General features: G+C 70.3%; 17 protein-coding genes and 1 pseudogene. 15 read left to right on the top strand and 3 right to left on the bottom strand.

The window, feature by feature from the left end; all coding sequences use genetic code 11:
- Window positions 1–127: 127 nt before the first annotated feature.
- The 5 genes from rplK to JRG78_RS10155 all read left to right on the top strand — a co-directional run bounded on the left by rplK (window position 128) and on the right by JRG78_RS10155 (window position 3,721).
- Window positions 128–559 (top strand): 50S ribosomal protein L11, encoded by a 432-nt coding sequence (gene rplK, locus JRG78_RS10175; protein WP_272653358.1) that lies wholly within the window; start codon window positions 128–130, stop codon window positions 557–559.
- Window positions 560–573: 14 nt separating this feature from the next.
- Window positions 574–1,263: a 50S ribosomal protein L1 gene (gene rplA, locus JRG78_RS10170; RefSeq protein ID WP_259606559.1), complete on the top strand. Its 690-nt coding sequence runs from the start codon at window positions 574–576 to the stop codon at window positions 1,261–1,263.
- 210 nt (window positions 1,264–1,473) lie between these two features.
- Window positions 1,474–2,283 carry an amino acid ABC transporter substrate-binding protein gene (locus tag JRG78_RS10165; RefSeq protein WP_272653357.1) on the top strand — a complete coding sequence of 270 codons (810 nt, stop codon included), beginning with the start codon at window positions 1,474–1,476 and terminating at the stop codon, window positions 2,281–2,283.
- Between the two features lie 3 nt (window positions 2,284–2,286).
- Window positions 2,287–2,949, top strand: a complete 663-nt coding sequence (locus JRG78_RS10160; protein WP_259606557.1) for an amino acid ABC transporter permease — start codon at window positions 2,287–2,289, stop codon at window positions 2,947–2,949.
- Window positions 2,936–3,721 carry an amino acid ABC transporter ATP-binding protein gene (locus JRG78_RS10155; RefSeq protein WP_272653356.1) on the top strand — a complete coding sequence of 262 codons (786 nt, stop codon included), beginning with the start codon at window positions 2,936–2,938 and terminating at the stop codon, window positions 3,719–3,721. The genes JRG78_RS10160 and JRG78_RS10155 overlap by 14 nt, the downstream gene beginning before the upstream one ends.
- An 89-nt stretch (window positions 3,722–3,810) precedes the next feature.
- Here JRG78_RS10155 and JRG78_RS10150 read toward each other — a convergent pair whose 3' ends face one another.
- Window positions 3,811–4,497, bottom strand: coding sequence for a LysE/ArgO family amino acid transporter (locus JRG78_RS10150; protein ID WP_272653355.1), 687 nt, complete (start codon window positions 4,495–4,497; stop codon window positions 3,811–3,813).
- A 70-nt stretch (window positions 4,498–4,567) separates the two neighbouring features.
- On the opposite strand from JRG78_RS10150, the gene JRG78_RS10145 reads away from it, so the two are divergent.
- Window positions 4,568–5,464, top strand: coding sequence for a LysR family transcriptional regulator ArgP (locus JRG78_RS10145; RefSeq protein WP_272653354.1), 897 nt, complete (start codon window positions 4,568–4,570; stop codon window positions 5,462–5,464).
- 121 nt (window positions 5,465–5,585) lie between these two features.
- On the opposite strand, the gene JRG78_RS10140 is transcribed toward JRG78_RS10145, so the two are convergent.
- Together JRG78_RS10140 and JRG78_RS10135 are read right to left on the bottom strand one after the other, a co-directional pair.
- Window positions 5,586–6,266: a YqaJ viral recombinase family protein gene (locus tag JRG78_RS10140; RefSeq protein WP_272653353.1), complete on the bottom strand. Its 681-nt coding sequence runs from the start codon at window positions 6,264–6,266 to the stop codon at window positions 5,586–5,588.
- Between the two features lie 101 nt (window positions 6,267–6,367).
- Window positions 6,368–7,732, bottom strand: coding sequence for a glucose-6-phosphate dehydrogenase (locus tag JRG78_RS10135; protein WP_272653352.1), 1,365 nt, complete (start codon window positions 7,730–7,732; stop codon window positions 6,368–6,370).
- Between the two features lie 291 nt (window positions 7,733–8,023).
- Here JRG78_RS10135 and rplJ point away from each other — a divergent pair, with 291 nt between their 5' ends.
- The 9 genes and pseudogenes from rplJ to JRG78_RS12605 all read left to right on the top strand — a co-directional run bounded on the left by rplJ (window position 8,024) and on the right by JRG78_RS12605 (window position 18,933).
- Window positions 8,024–8,539, top strand: a complete 516-nt coding sequence (gene rplJ / locus JRG78_RS10130; protein ID WP_259606549.1) for a 50S ribosomal protein L10 — start codon at window positions 8,024–8,026, stop codon at window positions 8,537–8,539.
- A gap of 42 nt (window positions 8,540–8,581) precedes the next feature.
- A complete protein-coding gene (gene rplL / locus JRG78_RS10125) occupies window positions 8,582–8,971 on the top strand; it encodes a 50S ribosomal protein L7/L12 (RefSeq protein WP_259606548.1) in 390 nt (129 codons plus the stop codon).
- A gap of 392 nt (window positions 8,972–9,363) precedes the next feature.
- The gene (locus tag JRG78_RS10120) at window positions 9,364–10,689 is read left to right on the top strand and encodes an ABC transporter substrate-binding protein (RefSeq protein ID WP_259606547.1); all 1,326 of its coding nucleotides are present in this window, start codon (window positions 9,364–9,366) and stop codon (window positions 10,687–10,689) included.
- A 114-nt stretch (window positions 10,690–10,803) separates the two neighbouring features.
- A complete protein-coding gene (locus JRG78_RS10115; protein WP_259606546.1) occupies window positions 10,804–12,141 on the top strand; it encodes a carbohydrate ABC transporter permease in 1,338 nt (445 codons plus the stop codon).
- Window positions 12,141–13,109 (top strand): carbohydrate ABC transporter permease, encoded by a 969-nt coding sequence (locus JRG78_RS10110; RefSeq protein ID WP_259606545.1) that lies wholly within the window; start codon window positions 12,141–12,143, stop codon window positions 13,107–13,109. Before JRG78_RS10115 ends, JRG78_RS10110 begins: the two co-directional genes overlap by 1 nt.
- 187 nt (window positions 13,110–13,296) lie before the next feature.
- On the top strand, window positions 13,297–14,682 hold the full coding sequence (locus JRG78_RS10105) for a cystathionine beta-synthase (protein WP_259606544.1): 1,386 nt from the start codon (window positions 13,297–13,299) through the stop codon (window positions 14,680–14,682).
- A 142-nt stretch (window positions 14,683–14,824) separates the two neighbouring features.
- On the top strand, window positions 14,825–15,979 hold the full coding sequence (locus JRG78_RS10100; RefSeq protein WP_259606543.1) for a cystathionine gamma-synthase: 1,155 nt from the start codon (window positions 14,825–14,827) through the stop codon (window positions 15,977–15,979).
- Window positions 15,980–16,283: 304 nt separating this feature from the next.
- A pseudogene (locus tag JRG78_RS10095) lies at window positions 16,284–17,510 on the top strand (multidrug effflux MFS transporter).
- A gap of 43 nt (window positions 17,511–17,553) precedes the next feature.
- Window positions 17,554–18,933 carry a GNAT family N-acetyltransferase gene (locus JRG78_RS12605; RefSeq protein ID WP_336297684.1) on the top strand — a complete coding sequence of 460 codons (1,380 nt, stop codon included), beginning with the start codon at window positions 17,554–17,556 and terminating at the stop codon, window positions 18,931–18,933.
- Window positions 18,934–18,945 lie beyond the last annotated feature (12 nt).

Here is an 18,945-nt window from a genome sequence, read left to right as displayed (position 1 = left end):
TGCCGATCCGGTAGACTGTTGTGGTTTGTGTGCGCGCTCATGCGTGCGCGCAGGCGACCGCGGTCCGGAGATGCCGGATTCGCGGGAGAACGGATGCCGCGGCATCCGCTCGACGAAAGGAAAGAGAATGGCACCGAAGAAGAAGGTGACCGGCCTGATCAAGCTTCAGATCAACGCCGGTGCCGCCAACCCGGCGCCGCCGATCGGCCCCGCGCTCGGTCAGCATGGCGTCAACATCATGGAGTTCTGCAAGGCGTACAACGCCGCGACCGAGTCGCAGCGCGGCAACGTCATCCCCGTGGAGATCACCGTCTACGAGGACCGCAGCTTCACCTTCGTCCTGAAGACCCCGCCGGCCGCGGAGCTCATCAAGAAGGCCGCCGGCCTGCAGAAGGGCTCGGCCACCCCGCACACCGCCAAGGTCGGCAAGCTGACCAAGGAGCAGGTGCGCCAGATCGCCGAGACCAAGCAGCCCGACCTCAACGCGAACGACATCGAGGCCGCGTCGAAGATCATCGCCGGCACCGCCCGTTCCATGGGCATCACGGTCGAGGACTGAGGGGGATAGGAACAATGGCTACCAAGTCCAAGGCTTACAAGGCTGCCGCCGCGAAGATCGAGGCGGACCGCTACTACACGCCCACCGAGGCCGTCGCTCTGGCGAAGGAGACCGGTTCGGCGAAGTTCGACTCGACCGTCGAGGTCGCGCTGAAGCTCTCGGTCGACCCGCGCAAGGCCGACCAGATGGTGCGCGGCACCGTCATGCTCCCGCACGGCACCGGCAAGACCGCCCGCGTCATCGTGTTCGCGAACGGCCCGGCCGCTGAGGCCGCTCTCGCCGCGGGTGCGGACGAGGTCGGCGGCACCGAGCTCATCGAGAAGGTCGCCGCCGGCTGGACCGACTTCGACGCCGCCGTCGCGACCCCGGAGCTCATGGGCCAGGTCGGTCGTCTCGGCAAGGTGCTCGGCCCCCGCGGCCTGATGCCGAACCCGAAGACCGGCACCGTCACCCCGAACCCGGCCAAGGCCGTCGAGGAGATCAAGGGCGGAAAGATCGAGTTCCGCGTCGACAAGCACGCCAACGTGCACTTCATCGTCGGCAAGGCCTCGTTCTCGGCCGAGCAGCTCGACGAGAACCTGAAGGCCGCGCTCGAGGAGATCGTGCGCCTGAAGCCGTCCAGCTCGAAGGGCCGCTACATCCAGAAGGGCGCCGTGTCGACCACGTTCGGCCCCGGCATCCCGCTGGACGTCAACGCCATCTGACGCTGACACCCGGCACGAAGAGCCCTCGCCTCGGCGGGGGCTCTTCCGCGTTCCGGGCGCCGGTGCCGTCCCCACCGGTGCCCGGTCCCGCCTGATGTCACGCGCCGTCACAGGATGCGGCCGGGTCGCCGCAACCTGCGTACGCTGGATCACGCGCGAACGCGCCCTCATCCGAGAGCGCCGCCTCACCCGAGACACAGGAGATCGCCCATGGTCCGCCGCCTCACCGCCGTCGCAGCCCTCGCCGTCACCGCCCTCGCCCTCGCCGGGTGCGGCGGCAGCTCCGAGCCGAGCAGCACCGCGGATGCCGGCGGCGACGACTTCGGACTGGTCACCCCCGGCACCCTCACCGTCGCCACGGAGGGCACCTACCGTCCGTTCAGCTACCACGAGGACGGCGGCACCGGTGACCTGGTCGGCTACGACGTGGAGATCATCGAAGCGGTCGCCGAGAAGCTCGACCTCGAGATCGAGTTCAAGGAGACGCAGTGGGATGCGATCTTCGCAGGACTCGACGCCGGGCGCTTCGACCTCATCGCCAACCAGGTCACCATCAACGAGGAGCGCGAGGCGAACTACCTGTTCAGCGAGCCGTACACCGTCTCTCCGGGCGTCATCGTGACCCTCGAGGACGACGACTCGATCTCCTCCTTCGACGACCTCAAGGGCAAGACCACCGCGCAGTCCCTCACCAGCAACTGGTACGACCTGGCCGTCGAGTCGGGCGCGAACGTGGAGGCCGTCGAGGGCTGGGCGCAGGCCGTCGCCCTGCTGCAGCAGGGGCGCGTCGACGCCACGATCAACGACAAGCTCACCTACCTCGACTACGAGAAGACCGACGGCCCGACCGGGCTGAAGATCGCCGCCGAGACCGAGGAGGCCGGCGAGCAGGCCTTCGTCTTCACCAAGGACAAGAAGGCGCTGGTCGAGGCGATCGACGGCGCACTGGAGGAGCTGCGGGCCGACGGGACGCTCGCCGAGATCAGCGAGAAGTACTTCGGCGCCGACGTCACGCAGTAGCGGATGGACGGCTGGGAGCTCTTCCTCGGCTCGCTGGGCCCGCTGGCGCTCGCGGGCATCACCGGGTCGATCCCGCTCGCGGTGATCTCGTTCGCGCTCGGGCTGGTCATCGCGATCGGGATCGCGCTGATGCGGATCTCCACCCGGCCGCTCGTCTCGGGCCTCGCCCGGGGCTACATCTCCGTCATCCGCGGCACGCCGCTGCTGGTGCAGCTGTTCGTGATCTTCTACGGCCTGCCCTCGATCGGGCTCCTCGTCGACCCGTGGCCGAGCGCCATCGTCGCCTTCTCGCTGAACGTGGGCGGGTACGCCGCCGAGGTGGTGCGCGCCGCCATCCTCTCGGTGCCGAAGGGGCAGTGGGAGGCCGCCTACACCGTCGGGATGGGGCGGGCCCGGACCCTGCGCCGGGTGATCCTGCCGCAGGCGGCGCGAGTGTCGGTGCCGCCGCTGTCGAACACGTTCATCTCGCTGGTGAAGGACACCTCGCTGGCATCCCTCATCCTCGTCACCGAGCTGTTCCGGATCGGTCAGCAGATCGCCTCGTCGACGCAGCGGTTCATGATCGTGTACCTCGCCGCCGCCCTGGTCTACTGGGTGATCTGCCTGGTGCTGTCCGGGCTGCAGAACCTGCTGGAGAAGAGGCTGGATCGTCATGTCGCGCGATAGGACGTTCGGCGGCACCCCGCTGCTGACCGCACAGGGCCTGCACAAGAGCTTCGGCGGCACCGAGGTGCTCAAGGGCATCGACCTCACGCTGCACCGCGGCGAGGTGGTCGTGCTGATCGGCCCCAGCGGCTCCGGCAAGACCACCGTGCTGCGCTCGCTGAACGGCCTCGAGATCCCGGACGCCGGGACGCTGTCGATCGCCGACACCCGGGTCGACTTCGCCGGCGGCATCACCCCGGCCGAGCGCTTCGCGCTGCGTGATCGGTCGGCGATGGTCTTCCAGCACCACAACCTGTTCCCGCACATGACCGTGCTGCAGAACGTGATCGAGGGTCCGTGGCGGGTGCAGCGGCGGCCCAAGGACGAGGTGGTCGCCGAGGCGCAGCAGCTCCTCGCCCGCGTCGGGCTCGAGGGTAGGCAGGATGCCTATCCGCACGAGCTCTCCGGCGGGCAGCAGCAGCGGGTGGGCATCGTGCGCGCCCTCGCCCTGCGGCCCGAGCTGCTGCTCTTCGACGAGCCCACCAGCGCCCTCGACCCGGAGCTCGTCGGCGAGGTGCTCCTGGTGATCAAGGAGCTGGCCGACGAGGGCTGGTCGATGATCGTCGTCACCCACGAGCTCGGCTTCGCCCGCGAGGCCGCCGACCACGTCCTCTTCCTGGATCACGGCGTGGTCGTCGAGGAGGGGCCGCCCGCGCAGCTGTTCACGGCTCCCGCGCACGAGCGCACCCGCCGGTTCCTCACCCGCATCCTGCGCCCGCTCGACGGGGGGTAGGTCGGGAGCCCGACGACCGTCGGTTGGGAGCCCGACGACCGTCGGTCGGGAGCCCGACGACCGTCGGTCGGGGCCCGACGCCGGCCGGGTCAGCCGCCGAGGACCGGCAGCACCAGGCCGACGCCGAGCACCACCATGACCACGGCGATCCCGGCATCCAGCATCCGCCACGCCCGCCGCGTGCGCAGCCAGCGTCCGAGGTGACGCGCGCCGAGGCCGAGCCCGGCGAACCACAGCACGCTCGCCGTCATCGCCCCCGCCGCGAACAGCCAGCGCTCCTCGCCGTGCGTGGCGGCCACGGAACCCAGCATGAGGACCGTGTCGAGGTAGACGTGCGGGTTCAGCCAGGTGAGCGCGAGCACCGTGCCGATCACGGGCGCCAGGCGGGTGCGGGTCATCGTCGCGGTGCCGCCGGATGTCGGAGCGGATGCCGCGCCGGCGTCGGCGGTCGAGAGGCCGGCGGAGGAGGGGGAGGCGTCCACCTGCAGGCTGCCGTCGCCGCGCCAGGCGCGCCGTGCCGCCATCACGCCGTAGGTCACGAGGAAGACCGCGCCCGCCCAGCGGGCGATCGTCACCAGCCACGGCGCCTGCTGCACGATGTAGCCGAGGCCGGCCACACCGGCGGCGATGAGCACGGCATCCGACACCGCGCAGATCACGACCACGGGCAGGACGTGCTCCCGCCGGAGGCCCTGGCGCAGCACGAAGACGTTCTGCGCGCCGATGGCGACGATGAGGGAGAGGCCGAGTCCGAGACCCGCGAGAACGGTGAGCATGCCTCCACGCTAGGTTTCGGTTCACCTGAACGCCAGTTATGAATCCTGCCTCGGCATTAGCATGATTCATGTGCAGATCGACGCCCAGCTCGCCGCGACCGTCGCGGCCGTGATCGACGAGGGCAGCTTCGACGCCGCCGCGCGGCGCCTGCATGTCACGCCGTCCGCGATCAGCCAGCGGATCAAGGCCCTGGAGCAGCGTCTCGGCCGGGTGGTGCTGGTGCGCTCCAAACCGGTGCGCGCCACCGAGGCCGGGGAGGCGCTGGTCCGCCTGGCGCGGCAGATCGCGCTGCTCGAGCACGACACGGTCACCGCGTTCGGCCTGCGCCCGGACGGCGGCGAGGCGCCCCGCATCCGCATCCCGCTGGCGGTAAACGCCGACTCGATGGCGACCTGGTTCCTGCCGCCGATCGCCCGCCTGGCCGAGGAGCACGACGTCGACTTCGACCTGCACCGCGACGACCAGAACTACACCGCGCGGCTGCTCGAGTCCGGGGAGGTGATGGCGGCGGTCACCTCGGAGGCGAAGCCGGTGGGCGGGTGCCTCGTCACCGGCCTCGGCGTGCTGGAGTACCGGCCGATGGCCACGCGCGCGTATGCCGAGCGCTGGCTGCCCGACGGCGCCACCCCGGAGGCGCTCGCCCGAGCGCCGTTCGTCGACTTCGACCGGCGCGACACCCTGCAGCACGACTGGCTGCGGGCGCGCGGCGTGGACCCGTGGGCGGTGCCGCGGCACTACGTGCCCGCCTCGTACGACTTCGCGAGGGCGGTCGAGCTCGGGCTGGGGTGGGGGCTCATCCCGGAGCCGCAGGCCTCGCCGGCATCCGCCGATCTCGTCGACCTCGGCGGCGAGCCGACCCGCGTGGCGCTCTACTGGCAGCAGTGGAATCTGCGCTCGCCGCTCCTCGACGCGATCGGCGCGGAGATCGCCGCCGAGGCGCGCCGCCGGCTCGCGCCGCTGCGCTGACCGGGACTCCAGGCGCCGCGAACCACGATGTTCACGCGGAACCGTCGGATTCGCCGAGGCCGCGTGGTTCCGCGTGAACAGCGTGGTTCCGCGCGCGACGGGCGCAGGGGAGAGGCGCGGGTCAGTCGGCGAGGGCGAGGGCGCGGAACATGTCGCGCTCGCGGAGGGACTCCAGGCGGCTCTCGACGGATGCCGGCGCGGCGGCCGGCGGGCGCTGACCGGTGGTGCGTTGGTAGAGCTCGTCGATCAGGCGGGTGGCGAGGCCGACGAGGCGCGCGATCTCGCGCTCGTCGCGGTCGATCCACACCGCCTTCGGCTCGTCGTGCACCGGGCTGAAGTCGTCGTGCTCCTCCCAGACGAACAGGGTCCGCTCGGCGCCGAGCACATGCTGCTGCCACCACACCTGGCGCAGGTAGGTGCGCGGGATGCTGCGCCAGGACTTGTTCGTCGTCTTGATCTCGGCGAGCAGCACCCGGCCCTCGCCGTCGACGCGGATCCCGTCCGGGGTGGCCAGGTGGCGCCGCTCGCGTTCGGCGCAGAACAGTGCGGTGGAGGGCAGGATGCCGTGCGTCGCGGCGACCCAGGACGCGATCTCGGGCTCGCGACGGCGGCCGTGGTCGGTGTACGCGTTGCCGCCGAAGCGCGGGCCGCGGCCCAGCTTGGCGTCCGCCGCACGCGCGATCGACGCCTCGCTGGAGAGCCCGGCGACGTCGGTGGCGGTGATCCCCCTGGCCCTCGCGCGGAGCCACGCGACGCGGTCGCGGGAGTCCGCCACGATGCGCGCTTGGAGTTCCGGGGTCACCCCTCCACGCTACCCCCGGACCGCCGACACGCCCGCGCCGGATCCTCGGCGTGCCGGGCATCCGCCGCTGTCACGTGCGCGCCGGCGCGGGGCCGCCGGCCTCAGCGCTTGGACGGCCAGTCGGCCGGGCCGCGCGAGCCCGCCGGGTACTCCTGCATCGGCACCTCGCCGCGGCGCCACGCCTCCAGGACCGGCGCGACGATCCGCCAGCACTCCTCCGCGGCGTCCCCGCGCACCGCGAGCGTCGCGTCGCGATCCAGGATGCCGGCGAGCACCTCCGCGTACGCCTGCAGCGCCCCCGGGCCGAGTTCGGCGGTGAGGGTCGCCCGATCCAGCTCGAACGGGTCGCCCGGGCCGTTCACGTTCATCTCGATCGACATCCGGTCCGGGCCGAGCGTGAACCGCATCACCTCGCCGGGTGCGGAGCCGGTGAACCCGCGCGGGATCGCCTCGACCGGGCGGAAGAACACCGCGACCTCGGCGAACTTCGCGCCCATGGCCTTGCCGGAGCGGAGCGTGAACGGCACCCCGCGCCAGCGGTCGCTGCGCACCTCGAGATCGACCTCGGCCAGGGTCTCGGTGTCGCGGGCCGGATCCACGCCCGGCTCCTCGAGGTAGTCGACCCGTGCGGCGCCGTCGATCTCGCCGGCCGTGTAGCGGGCGCGGCGCGAGGAGCGCACCGGATCGTCGCCCCAGACGTGCACGTCGCGGAGCACCCGCGTGGTCGCCTCGCGGAAGTCGTGCTCGTCGAGCGCCTCCGGGCGGTCCATCGCCACGACGGCGAGCAGCTGCAGCAGGTGGCTCTGGATCATATCGACCAGGGCGCCCGCCTTGTCGTAGTAGCCGGCGCGGCCCTCGAGTCCGAGCTTCTCGTCGTACACGAGCGTCACCGACTCGATGTGCTCGGCCGACCAGATCGGCTCGACGCGGCGGTTCGCGAAGCGCACGCCGAGCAGGTTCAGGATGCTGGAGCGGCCGAGGAAGTGGTCGATGCGGAACACCTGGTTCTCCGGCACGATCCTCGCCAGCCGCTCGTTCAGCGCGCGGGCGCTCTCCTCGTCGACCCCGAACGGCTTCTCGAGGGCGAGCATGACCCCCGGCGGCAGCATCTCGGAGTTCAGCGCCTCGCATGCCTTCGCGGTGACCGCCGGCGGCACCGCGAAGTACAGCGCGGCGGCGTCCGGCGCGCGTTCGAGCAGGGCGGCGAGCTCGGCGGCATCCGTGATGTCGCAGCGGACGTACTCGACGCGGATGCGGTCGAGCGCCGATTCCGCCTTCGCCGCGGCGAATGCCGTGTCGACGACCCGCTGCAGATCCGCGTCTGTCCAGTCCTCGGTGCTGGACCCGAGCAGCCGCACCGAGCGGTCGGGTTCGGTGCTGAGCAGCTGGCCGAGGGCCGGCAGGAGCAGGCGGGATGCCAGGTCGCCGGATGCCCCGAAGAGCACGAGCGTCGTCTCGTCGGTCATGCACGCCACGCTAGCCTGCGGGCCGTCGCGCGCGGAACCCCCGCCGATTTGGCGAGCGGGCGGGGAGCCGTTAGAGTTGTCGTAACCGAAGACCGCCGGTCATCGTCGTGCGCGAGCACGGGGATCGAAGCACTGCTGAGCAGGGGCCCGCGCAGGTGACACGAACGATTCAGGATTCCTCCTGTCCACCGCTCCGTGCGCTTGCGCCGGAGCGTTTTTCTTTGCCGTGCGCCCGGGGTCGAGGCCGATGTCCCACTGCCGTGGGACATCACGCACACACAAGGAGTGGCCATGGCGCAGAAGGAAGCATCGGTCGCCGAGCTCACGAAGCACTTCGAGGACTCGACCGCCGTTCTGCTCACCGAGTACCGCGGTCTGACGGTCGCCGAGCTCAAGGAGCTTCGCAACAGCATCCGTCAGGACGCGGAATACGCCGTGGTGAAGAACACGCTGACCAAGATCGCCGCGAACAACGCGGGGATCACGGCGCTGGACGACGAGCTGAAGGGCCCGTCCGCCATCGCCTTCGTGCACGGTGACCCGGTCTCCGTCGCGAAGGGTCTGCGTGCTTTCGCCAAGGCACACCCTCTTCTGGTGATCAAGGGCGGCTACTTCGACGGTGCCGCCCTGTCCGCAGAAGAGGTCGGCAAGCTCGCCGACCTCGAGAGCCGTGAGGTCCTGCTCGCCAAGGCAGCCGGCCTCTTCAAGGCCTCGATGGCGAAGGCAGCCGCACTCTTCCAGGCACCGCTGTCGAAGACCGTCCGCACGGTCGAGGCGCTGCGTGAGAAGCAGGAGTCCGCTGCCTGAATCCGGGCGCGGCGATAGAAACCCCGATCAAGGAGATACATCATGGCGAAGCTCAGCACTGAGGAGCTGCTCGACGCGTTCAAGGAGCTCACCCTCATCGAGCTCAGCGAGTTCGTGAAGGCCTTCGAGGAGACCTTCGACGTCACCGCTGCTGCTCCGGTGGCCGTTGCCGCCGCGGGTGCCCCGGCCGGTGGCGCCCCCGCCGAGGAGGCCGAGGAGAAGGACTCGTTCGACGTCGTCCTCGAGGCCGCCGGCGACAAGAAGATCCAGGTCATCAAGGTCGTCCGCGAGCTCACCTCGCTCGGCCTCGGCGAGGCCAAGGCCGTCGTCGACGGTGCTCCGAAGGCCGTCCTCGAGGGCGCCAACAAGGAGACCGCCGAGAAGGCGAAGGCCGCCCTGGAGGAGGCCGGCGCGACGGTCACCCTCAAGTAATCCGCGTCACCGCGTTTCATGAAGGCCCCGGGTCCGCCCGGGGCCTTCGTGCGTGTGCGGGGGCGTTTCGTCTCGCTCCGCCTGCGGCGGTGCTCGCTCAACGACCGGGGAGGTCCGCCCGGGGCCTTCGTGTGTGTGCGGGGGCGTTTCGTCTCGCTCCGCCTGCGGCGGTGCTCGCTCAACGACCGGGGAGGTCCGCCCGGGGCCTTCGTGCGTGTGCGGGGGCGTTTCGTCTCGCTCCGCCTGCGGCGGTGCTCGCGGGCGCGATCTGTTAGCCGGTTGTGACCTGCGGGTCGTTGTAAGCGTTACCAGGGGTGAATAGATTGTCACCATGGCGGTCGGTGTCGATCGCCGCGTGAGGAAGAGATCCTGCGCACATCAAGGAGGCACGAATGAGTATTTCCAAGCGGCGCATGTTGCTTGCTTCGCTCGCGGTCCCGACGGTCCTGGGCGTCTCGCTCGTCGGATGCGCGGAAGCCGACACCGGTGGTGGCGGCGGCGACGGCGAGCAGACGGTGCGCATCTCCGGCGGCATCACCGGCACCGAGGCGGACGACCTGAACGAGTCCTTCGCGGCGTTCGAGGAGGAGACCGGGATCAACGTCGAGTACACCGGCGACAAGAGCTTCGAGGGCAACATCGTCACCAAGGTGACCGGCGGTGACGCGCCGGACATCGCGATCGTCCCGCAGCCGGGTCTGCTGAAGACCCTCGTCGACACCGGCAAGGTCGTGCCGGCACCGGAGAGCGTCGAGAAGGCCGTCGACGAGAACTGGTCCGAAGCGTGGAAGGACATCGCCACGTTCGACGACACCTTCTACGCCGCACCGATGCTGGCCAACCTGAAGGGCTACATCTGGTACCAGCCTGCGAAGTTCCAGGAATGGGGTGTCGAGGTCCCGAAGACCTGGGACGAGCTGATCACCCTGACTGAGACGATCCGCGAGAAGACGGGGCAGCCGCCGTGGTGCGCGGGCTTCGCCTCCGGCGACGCCTCCGGCTGGCCGGGCACCGACTGGATCGAGGACCTGGTCCTGCGCCAGGCCGGCCCCGAGGTCTACGACCAGTGGGCTGCGGGCGAGGTGGAGTTCACCGACCCGAAGATCAAGGAGGCCTTCGACGCGGTCGGCTCCATCCTGCTCAACCCGGAGTACGTGAACGCCGGGTTCGGCGACGTGAAGAGCATCAACTCCACCGCGTTCGCCGACGTCGCGGCCAAGATCGCCGACGGCACCTGCGCGCTCACCCACCAGGCGTCGTTCCTGTCGGCGAACTTCCTCGACGTGAAGAACGCCGACGGTGAGACCCCGACGGTGGCGCCGGACGGCGACGTCTACGCGTTCATCACCCCGGGCATGACCGAGGGCGAGCTGCAGGTCTCCGGTGGCGGCGAGTTCGTCGCCGCGTTCAACGACGACGAGGCCACCCAGCAGGTGCTCGAGTTCATGACGACCCCGGAGTTCGCTGACGCGCGCGTCGAGCTGGGCGGTGTCATCTCGGCGAACAAGAAGGCCGACCCGAGCCTCGCCTCGAGCGAGTTCCTGCAGGAGTCCATGGCGATCCTCCAGGACGAGTCGACCACGTTCCGTTTCGACGCGTCCGACCTGATGCCCTCCACGGTCGGCTCTGGCTCCTTCTGGAAGGGGATGGTCGACTGGATCGACGGGAAGCCCACCGAGCAGGTGCTCTCCGACATCCAGGCCGGCTACGAGAACTAGTCCGGAGCAGGGCTGATCTCAACCTGCTGATCGACGCGGGGTCGGGCCGCGTGCCCGACCCCGCGTCCGCATCCGCACCGGACGAGTCCGGCGCCGTACTCAGAAGGGGTCTCCATGTCACAAGCGACCGTCGACCGTGAGGCGACGACCGACAGTCCGGTGACGACGCACGGCACTGATCCGAAGGGGCGCGCGATCACGCGTGCCGTCGTGATCGTCGGCTTCGTGCTCGTCGCCGCACTGCTCTTCATGCTCATCTTCAGCGCCCCGGTGGAGGACCCGGCACGGGTCACGATCGGGGTCTCGCTGAACAGCTACTTCCTGTGGCTGGGCAACCTGCATCCGCTGCTGCAGATCCCGGCCGTGCTGCTCGCCTTCGGCGTCGTCGTGGCGATCCTGCTCGTGCTCATCGAGTTCGCGCCGCGACCGGGCCGCGGGTACTTCGTCATGCGCCTGGTCGCATGCCTCGCCATCCCCGTGCTGGCGTTCATGCTGCTGCGTCCGTATGCGAACGCGGTGCTCTACGTCGTCGCGATCGCCCTGCTCGTCGGGGCGCTGCTGTTCTTCGCCGACTACCGGTCGCGGCAGGGCGCCGGCTACCTGTTCCAGCTGGTGCTGTTCATGGCCCCGGCGGCGGTGATGCTGCTGACCGGGCTGATCTACCCGGCGATCGCCACCTTCGTGAAGTCGTTCTTCGACAAGACCGGCACCGACTTCGTCGGCCTCGAGAACTACGTCTGGGTCTTCACGAACCCCGTCGGCTCGGCATCCGTGATCAACACGCTGATCTGGGCGATCCTCGCCCCGGTCGTCTCCGTGGTGATCGGCCTGGCGTATGCGGTGTTCATCGACCGCGCGCACGGCGAGAAGGTGCTGAAGGTGCTGGTGTTCATGCCGGTGGCGATCTCGTTCGTCGGCGCGGGCATCATCTGGAAGTTCATGTACGACTACCGGCAGGGCGACCAGCTCGGCCTGTTGAACGCGGTCGTCACGCTGTTCGGCGGCGACCCGGTCAACTGGCTGGCGGTGAAGCCGATCGTGAACACCCTGATGCTGCTGGTCGTGTTCATCTGGACGCAGACCGGCTTCGCCATGGTGATCCTGTCCGCCGCGATCAAGGCGGTGCCCACCGAGCAGATCGAGGCGGCCGAGCTCGACGGCGCGAACGCGTGGGAGCGCTTCCGGAACGTCACCGTCCCCGGCATCCGCTCGTCGCTCATCGTCGTGCTGACGACCATCACGATCGCGTCGCTGAAGGTGTACGACATCGTCGCGGTGATGACCGGCGGACGTGACGACACCACCGTGCTCGGCTTCGAGATGGTGAACCAGCAGCAGCGGTTCCAGAGCTACGGGCACTCCTCGGCGCTGGCCGTGGTGCTGTTCCTGTTCGTGCTGCCGCTGATCGTCTACAACGCCCGATCGCTGCGCAAGCAGAGGGAGATCCGCTGATGAGTGCCACCGAAGCCGTCGTGCTGGACAACCGCAGCAAGCGCCAGGTGGCGCGCGACACCCGCCGCAACGAGGCGATCGCCCACAAGAAGCTGCGGTCCAAGGGCGCCACGATCGCCGCGGTCATCATCGCGGTGTTCTGGACGATCCCGACCTTCGGCCTGTTCGTCACCTCCTTCCGTCCCGGCGCCGACACGCAGTCGACCGGATGGTGGACGGTGTTCACCGACCCGTCGTTCACGCTGCAGAACTATGCCGAGGCGCTCACCTCGGGCGGCACCTCGACCACGCTCGCCGCCGCGTTCGTGAACTCGCTCGCGATCACGATCCCGGCCACGGTGTTCCCGATCGTGATCGCGTCGATGGCCGCCTACGCGTTCGCGTGGATCGACTTCAAGGGCCGGAACATGCTGTTCATCTTCGTGTTCGCCCTGCAGATCGTGCCGCTGCAGATGGCCCTCGTCCCGCTGCTGAGCCTGTTCTCGGACGGGCTGACGATCGGCGATGTGCAGGTGTTCCCGGGCTTCGGCCTGAACGACGTGAACTACAGCTACGCCCGCGTCTGGATCGCGCACGCGATCTTCGCGCTGCCTCTGGCGACGTTCATGCTGCACAACTTCATCGCGGAGATCCCGGGCGACATCGTCGAGGCCGCCCGGGTGGACGGGGCCGGCCACGGCCAGGTGTTCTTCCGGATCATCCTGCCGCTGGCGATGCCGGCGATCGCGTCGTTCGCGATCTTCCAGTTCCTCTGGGTGTGGAACGACCTGCTCGTGGCGACGATCTTCGCCGCACCGGGCGCGCTGCCGATCACCCAGGCGCTGAACTCGCTGTCGGGCACATGGGGCAACCGCTGGTTCCTGCAGTCGGCGGGTACCTTCATCTCGATCATCGTGCCGCTGATCGTGTTCTTCTCCCTGCAGCGCTTCTTCGTCCGCGGTCTGCTGGCGGGGGCCACGAAGGGCTGATCTCCGCCCGCCCGGCCCGGCTCCGCCCGCCCGGCTCCGGAGACGGATGCCGGGCCGGGTCGGACGGTTGCCAAGCCGGGTTCGGGGCGGATTCTCGCACTTGGGGCGGCGGATGCCCGCCCCGAACGGGAGAAGCCGCCCCGAAACGGGGAGTCCCATCCGGCATCCGCGCGTCTAGCCTGAGAGCATGCGCTACGCGGAATCCGTCGCCGACCTCGTCGGCGGCACGCCCCTGGTCCGGCTCAACCGGGTGACGGACGGCGTCGCCTGCACCGTGCTGGTCAAGCTCGAGTACCTGAACCCGGGCGGATCGAGCAAGGACCGCATCGCCCGCCGGATCATCGACGCCGCCGAGGCATCCGGCGACCTGCGTCCGGGCGGGACCATCGTCGAGCCGACCAGCGGCAACACCGGTGTAGGGCTGGCTCTGGTCGCCCAGCAGCGCGGGTATCGCTGCGTGTTCGTCGTACCGGACAAGGTGGGGCAGGACAAGATCGACGTGCTGCGCGCCTACGGCGCCGAGGTGGTGGTGACACCGACATCCGTCCCCGCCGACAGCCCCGAGTCGTACTACAGCGTCAGCGACCGGCTCGCGCGTGAGATCCCCGGCGCGTTCAAGCCGAACCAGTACGAGAACCCGAACGGCCCGCGCAGCCACTACGAGACCACTGGCCCCGAGATCTGGGCGGACACCGAGGGGCGGATCACGCACTTCGTCGCCGGCGTCGGCACCGGCGGCACGATCACCGGCACCGGACGGTACCTGCGCGAGGTGTCCGGCGACCGGGTGCGGATCGTGGGCGTCGACCCGGAGGGCAGCGTCTACAGCGGCGGCACCGGGCGGCCGTACCTCGTCGAGGGCGTCGGCGAGGACATCTGGCCGGGGGCGTACGACGCGTCGGTGCCGCACGAGATCGTGGCGGTGAGCGACGCGGAGGCGTTCGCCATGACCCGCCGGCTCGCGCGCGAGGAGGGCATCCTCGTCGGCGGGTCCAGCGGCATGGCGGTGGTGGGGGCGCTTCGCGTCGCGAAGGACCTCCCCGCGGATGCCGTGATGGTGGTGCTGCTGCCGGACGGCGGGCGCGGGTACCTGAGCAAGATCTTCAACGACGCGTGGATGCGGGCGTACGGCTTCGGCGACGACGAGGGCCCGGGGACCGTGGCCGACGTCCTCGCGGTGCGCGCACGGATGCGGGAGGAGTCGGGGTCCGTGATCCCCGACCTCGTGCACGTGCATCCGGACGAGACCGTGCTGGACGCGATCGGCATCATGGGCGAGTACGGCGTCTCGCAGCTGGTGGTGCTCAGCACCGAGCCGCCGGTGATGATGGGCGAGCTGATCGGGACGGTGGATGAGCGCGGCCTGCTGGACCTGCTGTTCCGCGGGGAGGCGACGCCCGCCGACCCGGTCGGCCGGCATGTGGGGGAGCGGCTGCCTCTGGTCGGTCTGCACGCGCCCGTGGAGCAGGCCAGGGCGGCGCTCGCCGACGCCGACGCCCTGCTGGTGACCCAGGACGGCCGCCCGCACACGGTGCTCACCCGCCAGGACCTGCTGGCCTACCTGTCGCGCTGAGCCCCCGCCCTTCCAGCCACACTGTGTCCCGAACTGCGGGTCGGAGGGGCTTCCCTCAGCACTTGGTGACACATTGTGTCGGGAGGGGCGGGGGTGCCCCGGGCGCGGGGCGTAGCGTGGAAGCACCGACCCGAGGAGTGACATGACCGACCGCGCCTTCGCCACCCGTGCCATCCATGCCGGCCAGACGCCGGACCCGACGACCGGGGCGATCATCCCGCCGATCTACCAGTCGTCCACTCACGTGCAGGACGGCATCGGCAACTTCCGCGGCGGCTACGAGTACAACCGGGCCGGCAACCCCACCCGCTCGTCGCTGGAGACGCAGCTCGCCGCGCTCGAGGGCGGCGTACGGGCGCTGTCGTTCGCCTCGGGGCTTGCCGCCGAGGACGCGCTGCTGCGCGGCGTCCTGAAGCCGGGCGATCACGTCGTGCTCGGCAACGACGTTTACGGCGGCACCTACCGGCTGCTCACCCGGGTGCTCGCGCCGTGGGGCATCGACACCACGACGGTCGAACTCGGCGACGCCGACGCCCTGCGCTCGGCGCTGCGGCCGGAGACCCGGATCGTCTGGCTGGAGACGCCGAGCAACCCGCTGCTGAAGATCGTCGACATCGCGCAGATCGCCGGGATCGCGCACGCCGCAGGGGCGATCGTCGTGGTCGACAACACCTTCGCCTCGCCCGCGCTGCAGCAGCCCCTCGCGCTCGGCGCGGACCTCGTCGTGCACTCGACCACGAAGTACCTCGGAGGGCACTCCGATGTTCTCGGCGGCGCCGTCGTGTTCGGCGACGACCGGTTCGTCGAGCAGGTCGGGTTCCAGCAGTTCGCGGTCGGGGCCGTCTCCGCCCCGCTGGACGCCTGGCTGACGACCCGCGGCATCAAGACGCTCGCGGTGCGGATGCGGCAGCACTCCGAGAACGCGGCGGCGATCGCGGAGTGGGCGGCGGCGCGGCCCGAGTTCTCCGAGGTGTTCTACCCGGGGCTGTCGTCGCACCCCGGGCACGAGGTGGCCGCGCGGCAGATGAGCGCCTTCGGCGGGATGCTCTCGCTGGGGCTCGCCGCCGGACCCGAGGCGGCCCGCGCCTTCGCGGAGTCCACCGAACTGTTCCAGCTCGCCGAGTCGCTCGGGGGAGTGGAGTCGCTGATCGGCTACCCGCCGGAGATGACGCACGCGTCGGTGCGCGGCACCGCGCTCGCCGTGCCCGAGAACGTCGTCCGCCTGTCGGTGGGCATCGAGGACGTGAGCGACCTCATCGCCGACCTCGAGCAGGGCCTCGCCCGCGTCGCCCGCTGACGGCGGGGCGCACGGGCGCGCGCTGGCTGCCCGTTGCGGACGAGCGGATGCCCGCGAGTAGCATGGAACCCTCCGAGTCGAAACGATTCGGCCCGGCATCCCCCACTCGTGAAGGCCTTCCGTGACCGACCTCCGCACGCCCACCGGCAGCATCCGCACGCCCACCGAGAGTTCCGACACGCCCACTGAGCACTCCCGCACGCCGACCGGCAGCATCCGCGCCATCACCGACACCATCCGCGCCACGCCGCCGACCGGGGCGATCCGCACGCTCGGCAGGAATCCGGCGACCGCACCGGTCGTCCTGCATCCGGGCGACGCGATCCCGTGCGGCCGGCGCACGGCGTACATCCTGCTGCTCGGAGCGCTAACCGCGCTGGGCCCGTTCACGATCGACCTGTACCTGCCGGCGTTCCCGCAGCTGGAGCAGGACTTCGCCACCTCGGCGGCCATGATCCAGCTGACGCTGACCGGCACGATGATCGGCTTCGCGATCGGCCAGCTCGTGGTGGGGCCCCTCAGCGACAAGCTCGGCCGCCGCATCCCGCTGATCGTGGTCACCGCGCTGCATGTGCTCTCCAGCCTCGCCGCGGCGTTCGCCCCCGATCTCATGCTGCTCGGCATCGCACGGGTGCTGATGGGCATCGGCGCGGCGGCCGGCGGCGTCGTGGCGATGGCGATCGTACGCGACCTCTTCGGCGGGCAGCGTCTCGTCGTGATGCTGTCGCGCCTGGCACTGGTGTCGGGAGTGGCGCCGGTGGTGGCGCCGCTCATCGGATCGGCGCTGCTCACGGTGATGCCGTGGCGAGGCATCTTCGGCGTGCTCGCCGGCTACGGAGCGGTCATGCTCGTCTCGGCGGTGCTGCTCATCCCGGAGACCCTGCCGCGGGAGCGTCGTCACGAGCGCGGGGCGACGACCGTGCTGCAGCGGTACCGCAGCGTGCTCACCGATCGCGTGTACCTCGGGGTGCTGGTGATCGGCGGGATGACCTTCTCCGGCCTGTTCTCGTACCTGTCCGCGTCGCCGTTCCTGTTCCAGCAGACGCACGGCCTCGACCCGCAGGCGTACGGGCTGCTGTTCGCGGTGAACTCGCTCGGCGTCGTCGGCGGCGTGCAGGTGTCCTCCCGGCTGGCGACGCGCTTCGGGCCGCAGTGGGTCCTGGCGTTCTCGACGGCGATGCAGCTCGTCTCCGGCGCGGCGATCGTCGCGTTCGATGTGCTCGGGCTCGGCTTCTGAGGCACGGTCATCCCGCTGTGGTTCTTCATGACGGCCTGCGGGTTCAGCTTCCCCTGCGTGCAGGTGCTCGCCCTCGACCGGCACGGCAAGGCCGCCGGCACCGCGGCGTCGATCCTCGGGGCGGCGAACTTCGGCGTGGCGGCGATCATCTCGCCGGTGGTCGGGTTGATCTCGGCGGATGCCGGGATCACGGCGACCACGATGGCGTCGGTCATGGTCGGATGCGCCGTGGTCGGCATCCTCTCGCTGTGGCTCGTGGTGCGCCCGCGGTCGGTCGGGATGCTGGCACCCTGACGTCGCTCCGACGCCTCTCGAGCGGCTTGGGCAGAATGGGACGATGACCGCACATCGGACGATCACTCGACGCGCGGCGCTGACGACCGGAACCGGGCTGATCACGGCGGCCTGCCTGCTCGGCATACTCGTCGTGGTGCTGCCGGGCGAGGCGACGGCGTCGTTCGACGTCGCGTGGAACTCGTTCATGGCGGAGGTCCGGCAGCCGTGGATGCTTGCCTTCGCACACGTGATGAACAAGACCGGCGGCGGATGGATCGCGACGATCCTCGTGCCGATGCTCATCGCAGGCCTGCTGGTGCTGCTGCAGCGGTGGCGGTCGGCGCTGTTCGCGTTCTTCGCGTTCGCGGTGAGCGCCGCGATGGTGCAGCTGATCAAGGGGGTGTTCCGCAGGGCGCGTCCCGACGACATGCTCGTGGCCTCCGACTTCGGTTCCTTCCCGTCCGGGCATGCGGCGAACGCCGCGACGATCGCGGTCGTGCTGTGGGCGGTGTTCCCGCGGATCTGGGTCGCGGTTCTCGGCATCCTGTGGACGGTGCTGATGGCGCTGTCGCGCACCGTGCTGAGCGTGCACTGGCTGACCGACACGGTGGGCGGAATCCTCGTCGGCGTCGGCGCGGCGCTGATCGTCGTCGCGGCAGCGTCCTCGTGGGCTTCGCTGGGATGGACGGATGCTCCGTCCGCGGCGCCGTCTGACCCGTCCGGGCCGTCGGCGCCGTCCGGGCCGTCCGGGCCGTCTGAGCCGTCCGGGCCGTCGGCGCCGTCCGGGCCGTCCGCGCCGGCCGTTCCGTCCGGGCCGGATCCCGAGGAGACCGCCGCGCCGCGCATCCGTCCGTACCGCCCCGAAGACTGCGATGCGCTCTACGAGGTGTGCGTGCGCACCGCGGATGCCGGCGGGGACGCGACCGGGATGTTCACCGATGACCGGTTGTGGGGCGACGTGTTCGCGGTGCCCTACGCCGAACGGCATCCGGATCTGGCTTGGGTGGTCGAGGCGGAGGACGGCCGTGTGATCGGCTACATCGTCGCCACGGATGACACGGACGCCTTCGAGCAGTGGTTCCGGGACGAGTGGTGGCCGACGCATGCCGAGCGGTACCCGCTGTCCGGCCAGGCCGAGCCCACCCGGCAGGACGGCATCATCAGGTACGCGGCGGGCCGCGCGCCCGGCCGCGAGCCGAACACCGCCGAGTACCCCGCGCACCTGCACATCGACCTGCTCCCGGAGACCCAGGGGCAGGGTCTCGGACGGGCGCTGATGGACACGCTGTTCACCGAGCTGCGCCGCCGGGGCGTTCCCGGGCTGCATCTGGGACTCAGCCCCGAGAACACCGGTGCCAGGGCCTTCTACGAGCGGCTCGGCATGGTGCCGCTGGCGTCCCCGCCGGGGACGCTCAGCTACGGCATCCGATTCGAGGACTGACGCCCCGCGGGT

Origin of the sequence: Microbacterium sp. EF45047, assembly GCF_028472845.1 — a bacterium.
Taxonomy (GTDB): domain Bacteria; phylum Actinomycetota; class Actinomycetes; order Actinomycetales; family Microbacteriaceae; genus Microbacterium; species Microbacterium neungamense.
The sequence above is the reverse complement of the archived record's forward strand: the minus strand, read 5'-3'. Positions and strand labels throughout refer to the sequence as shown.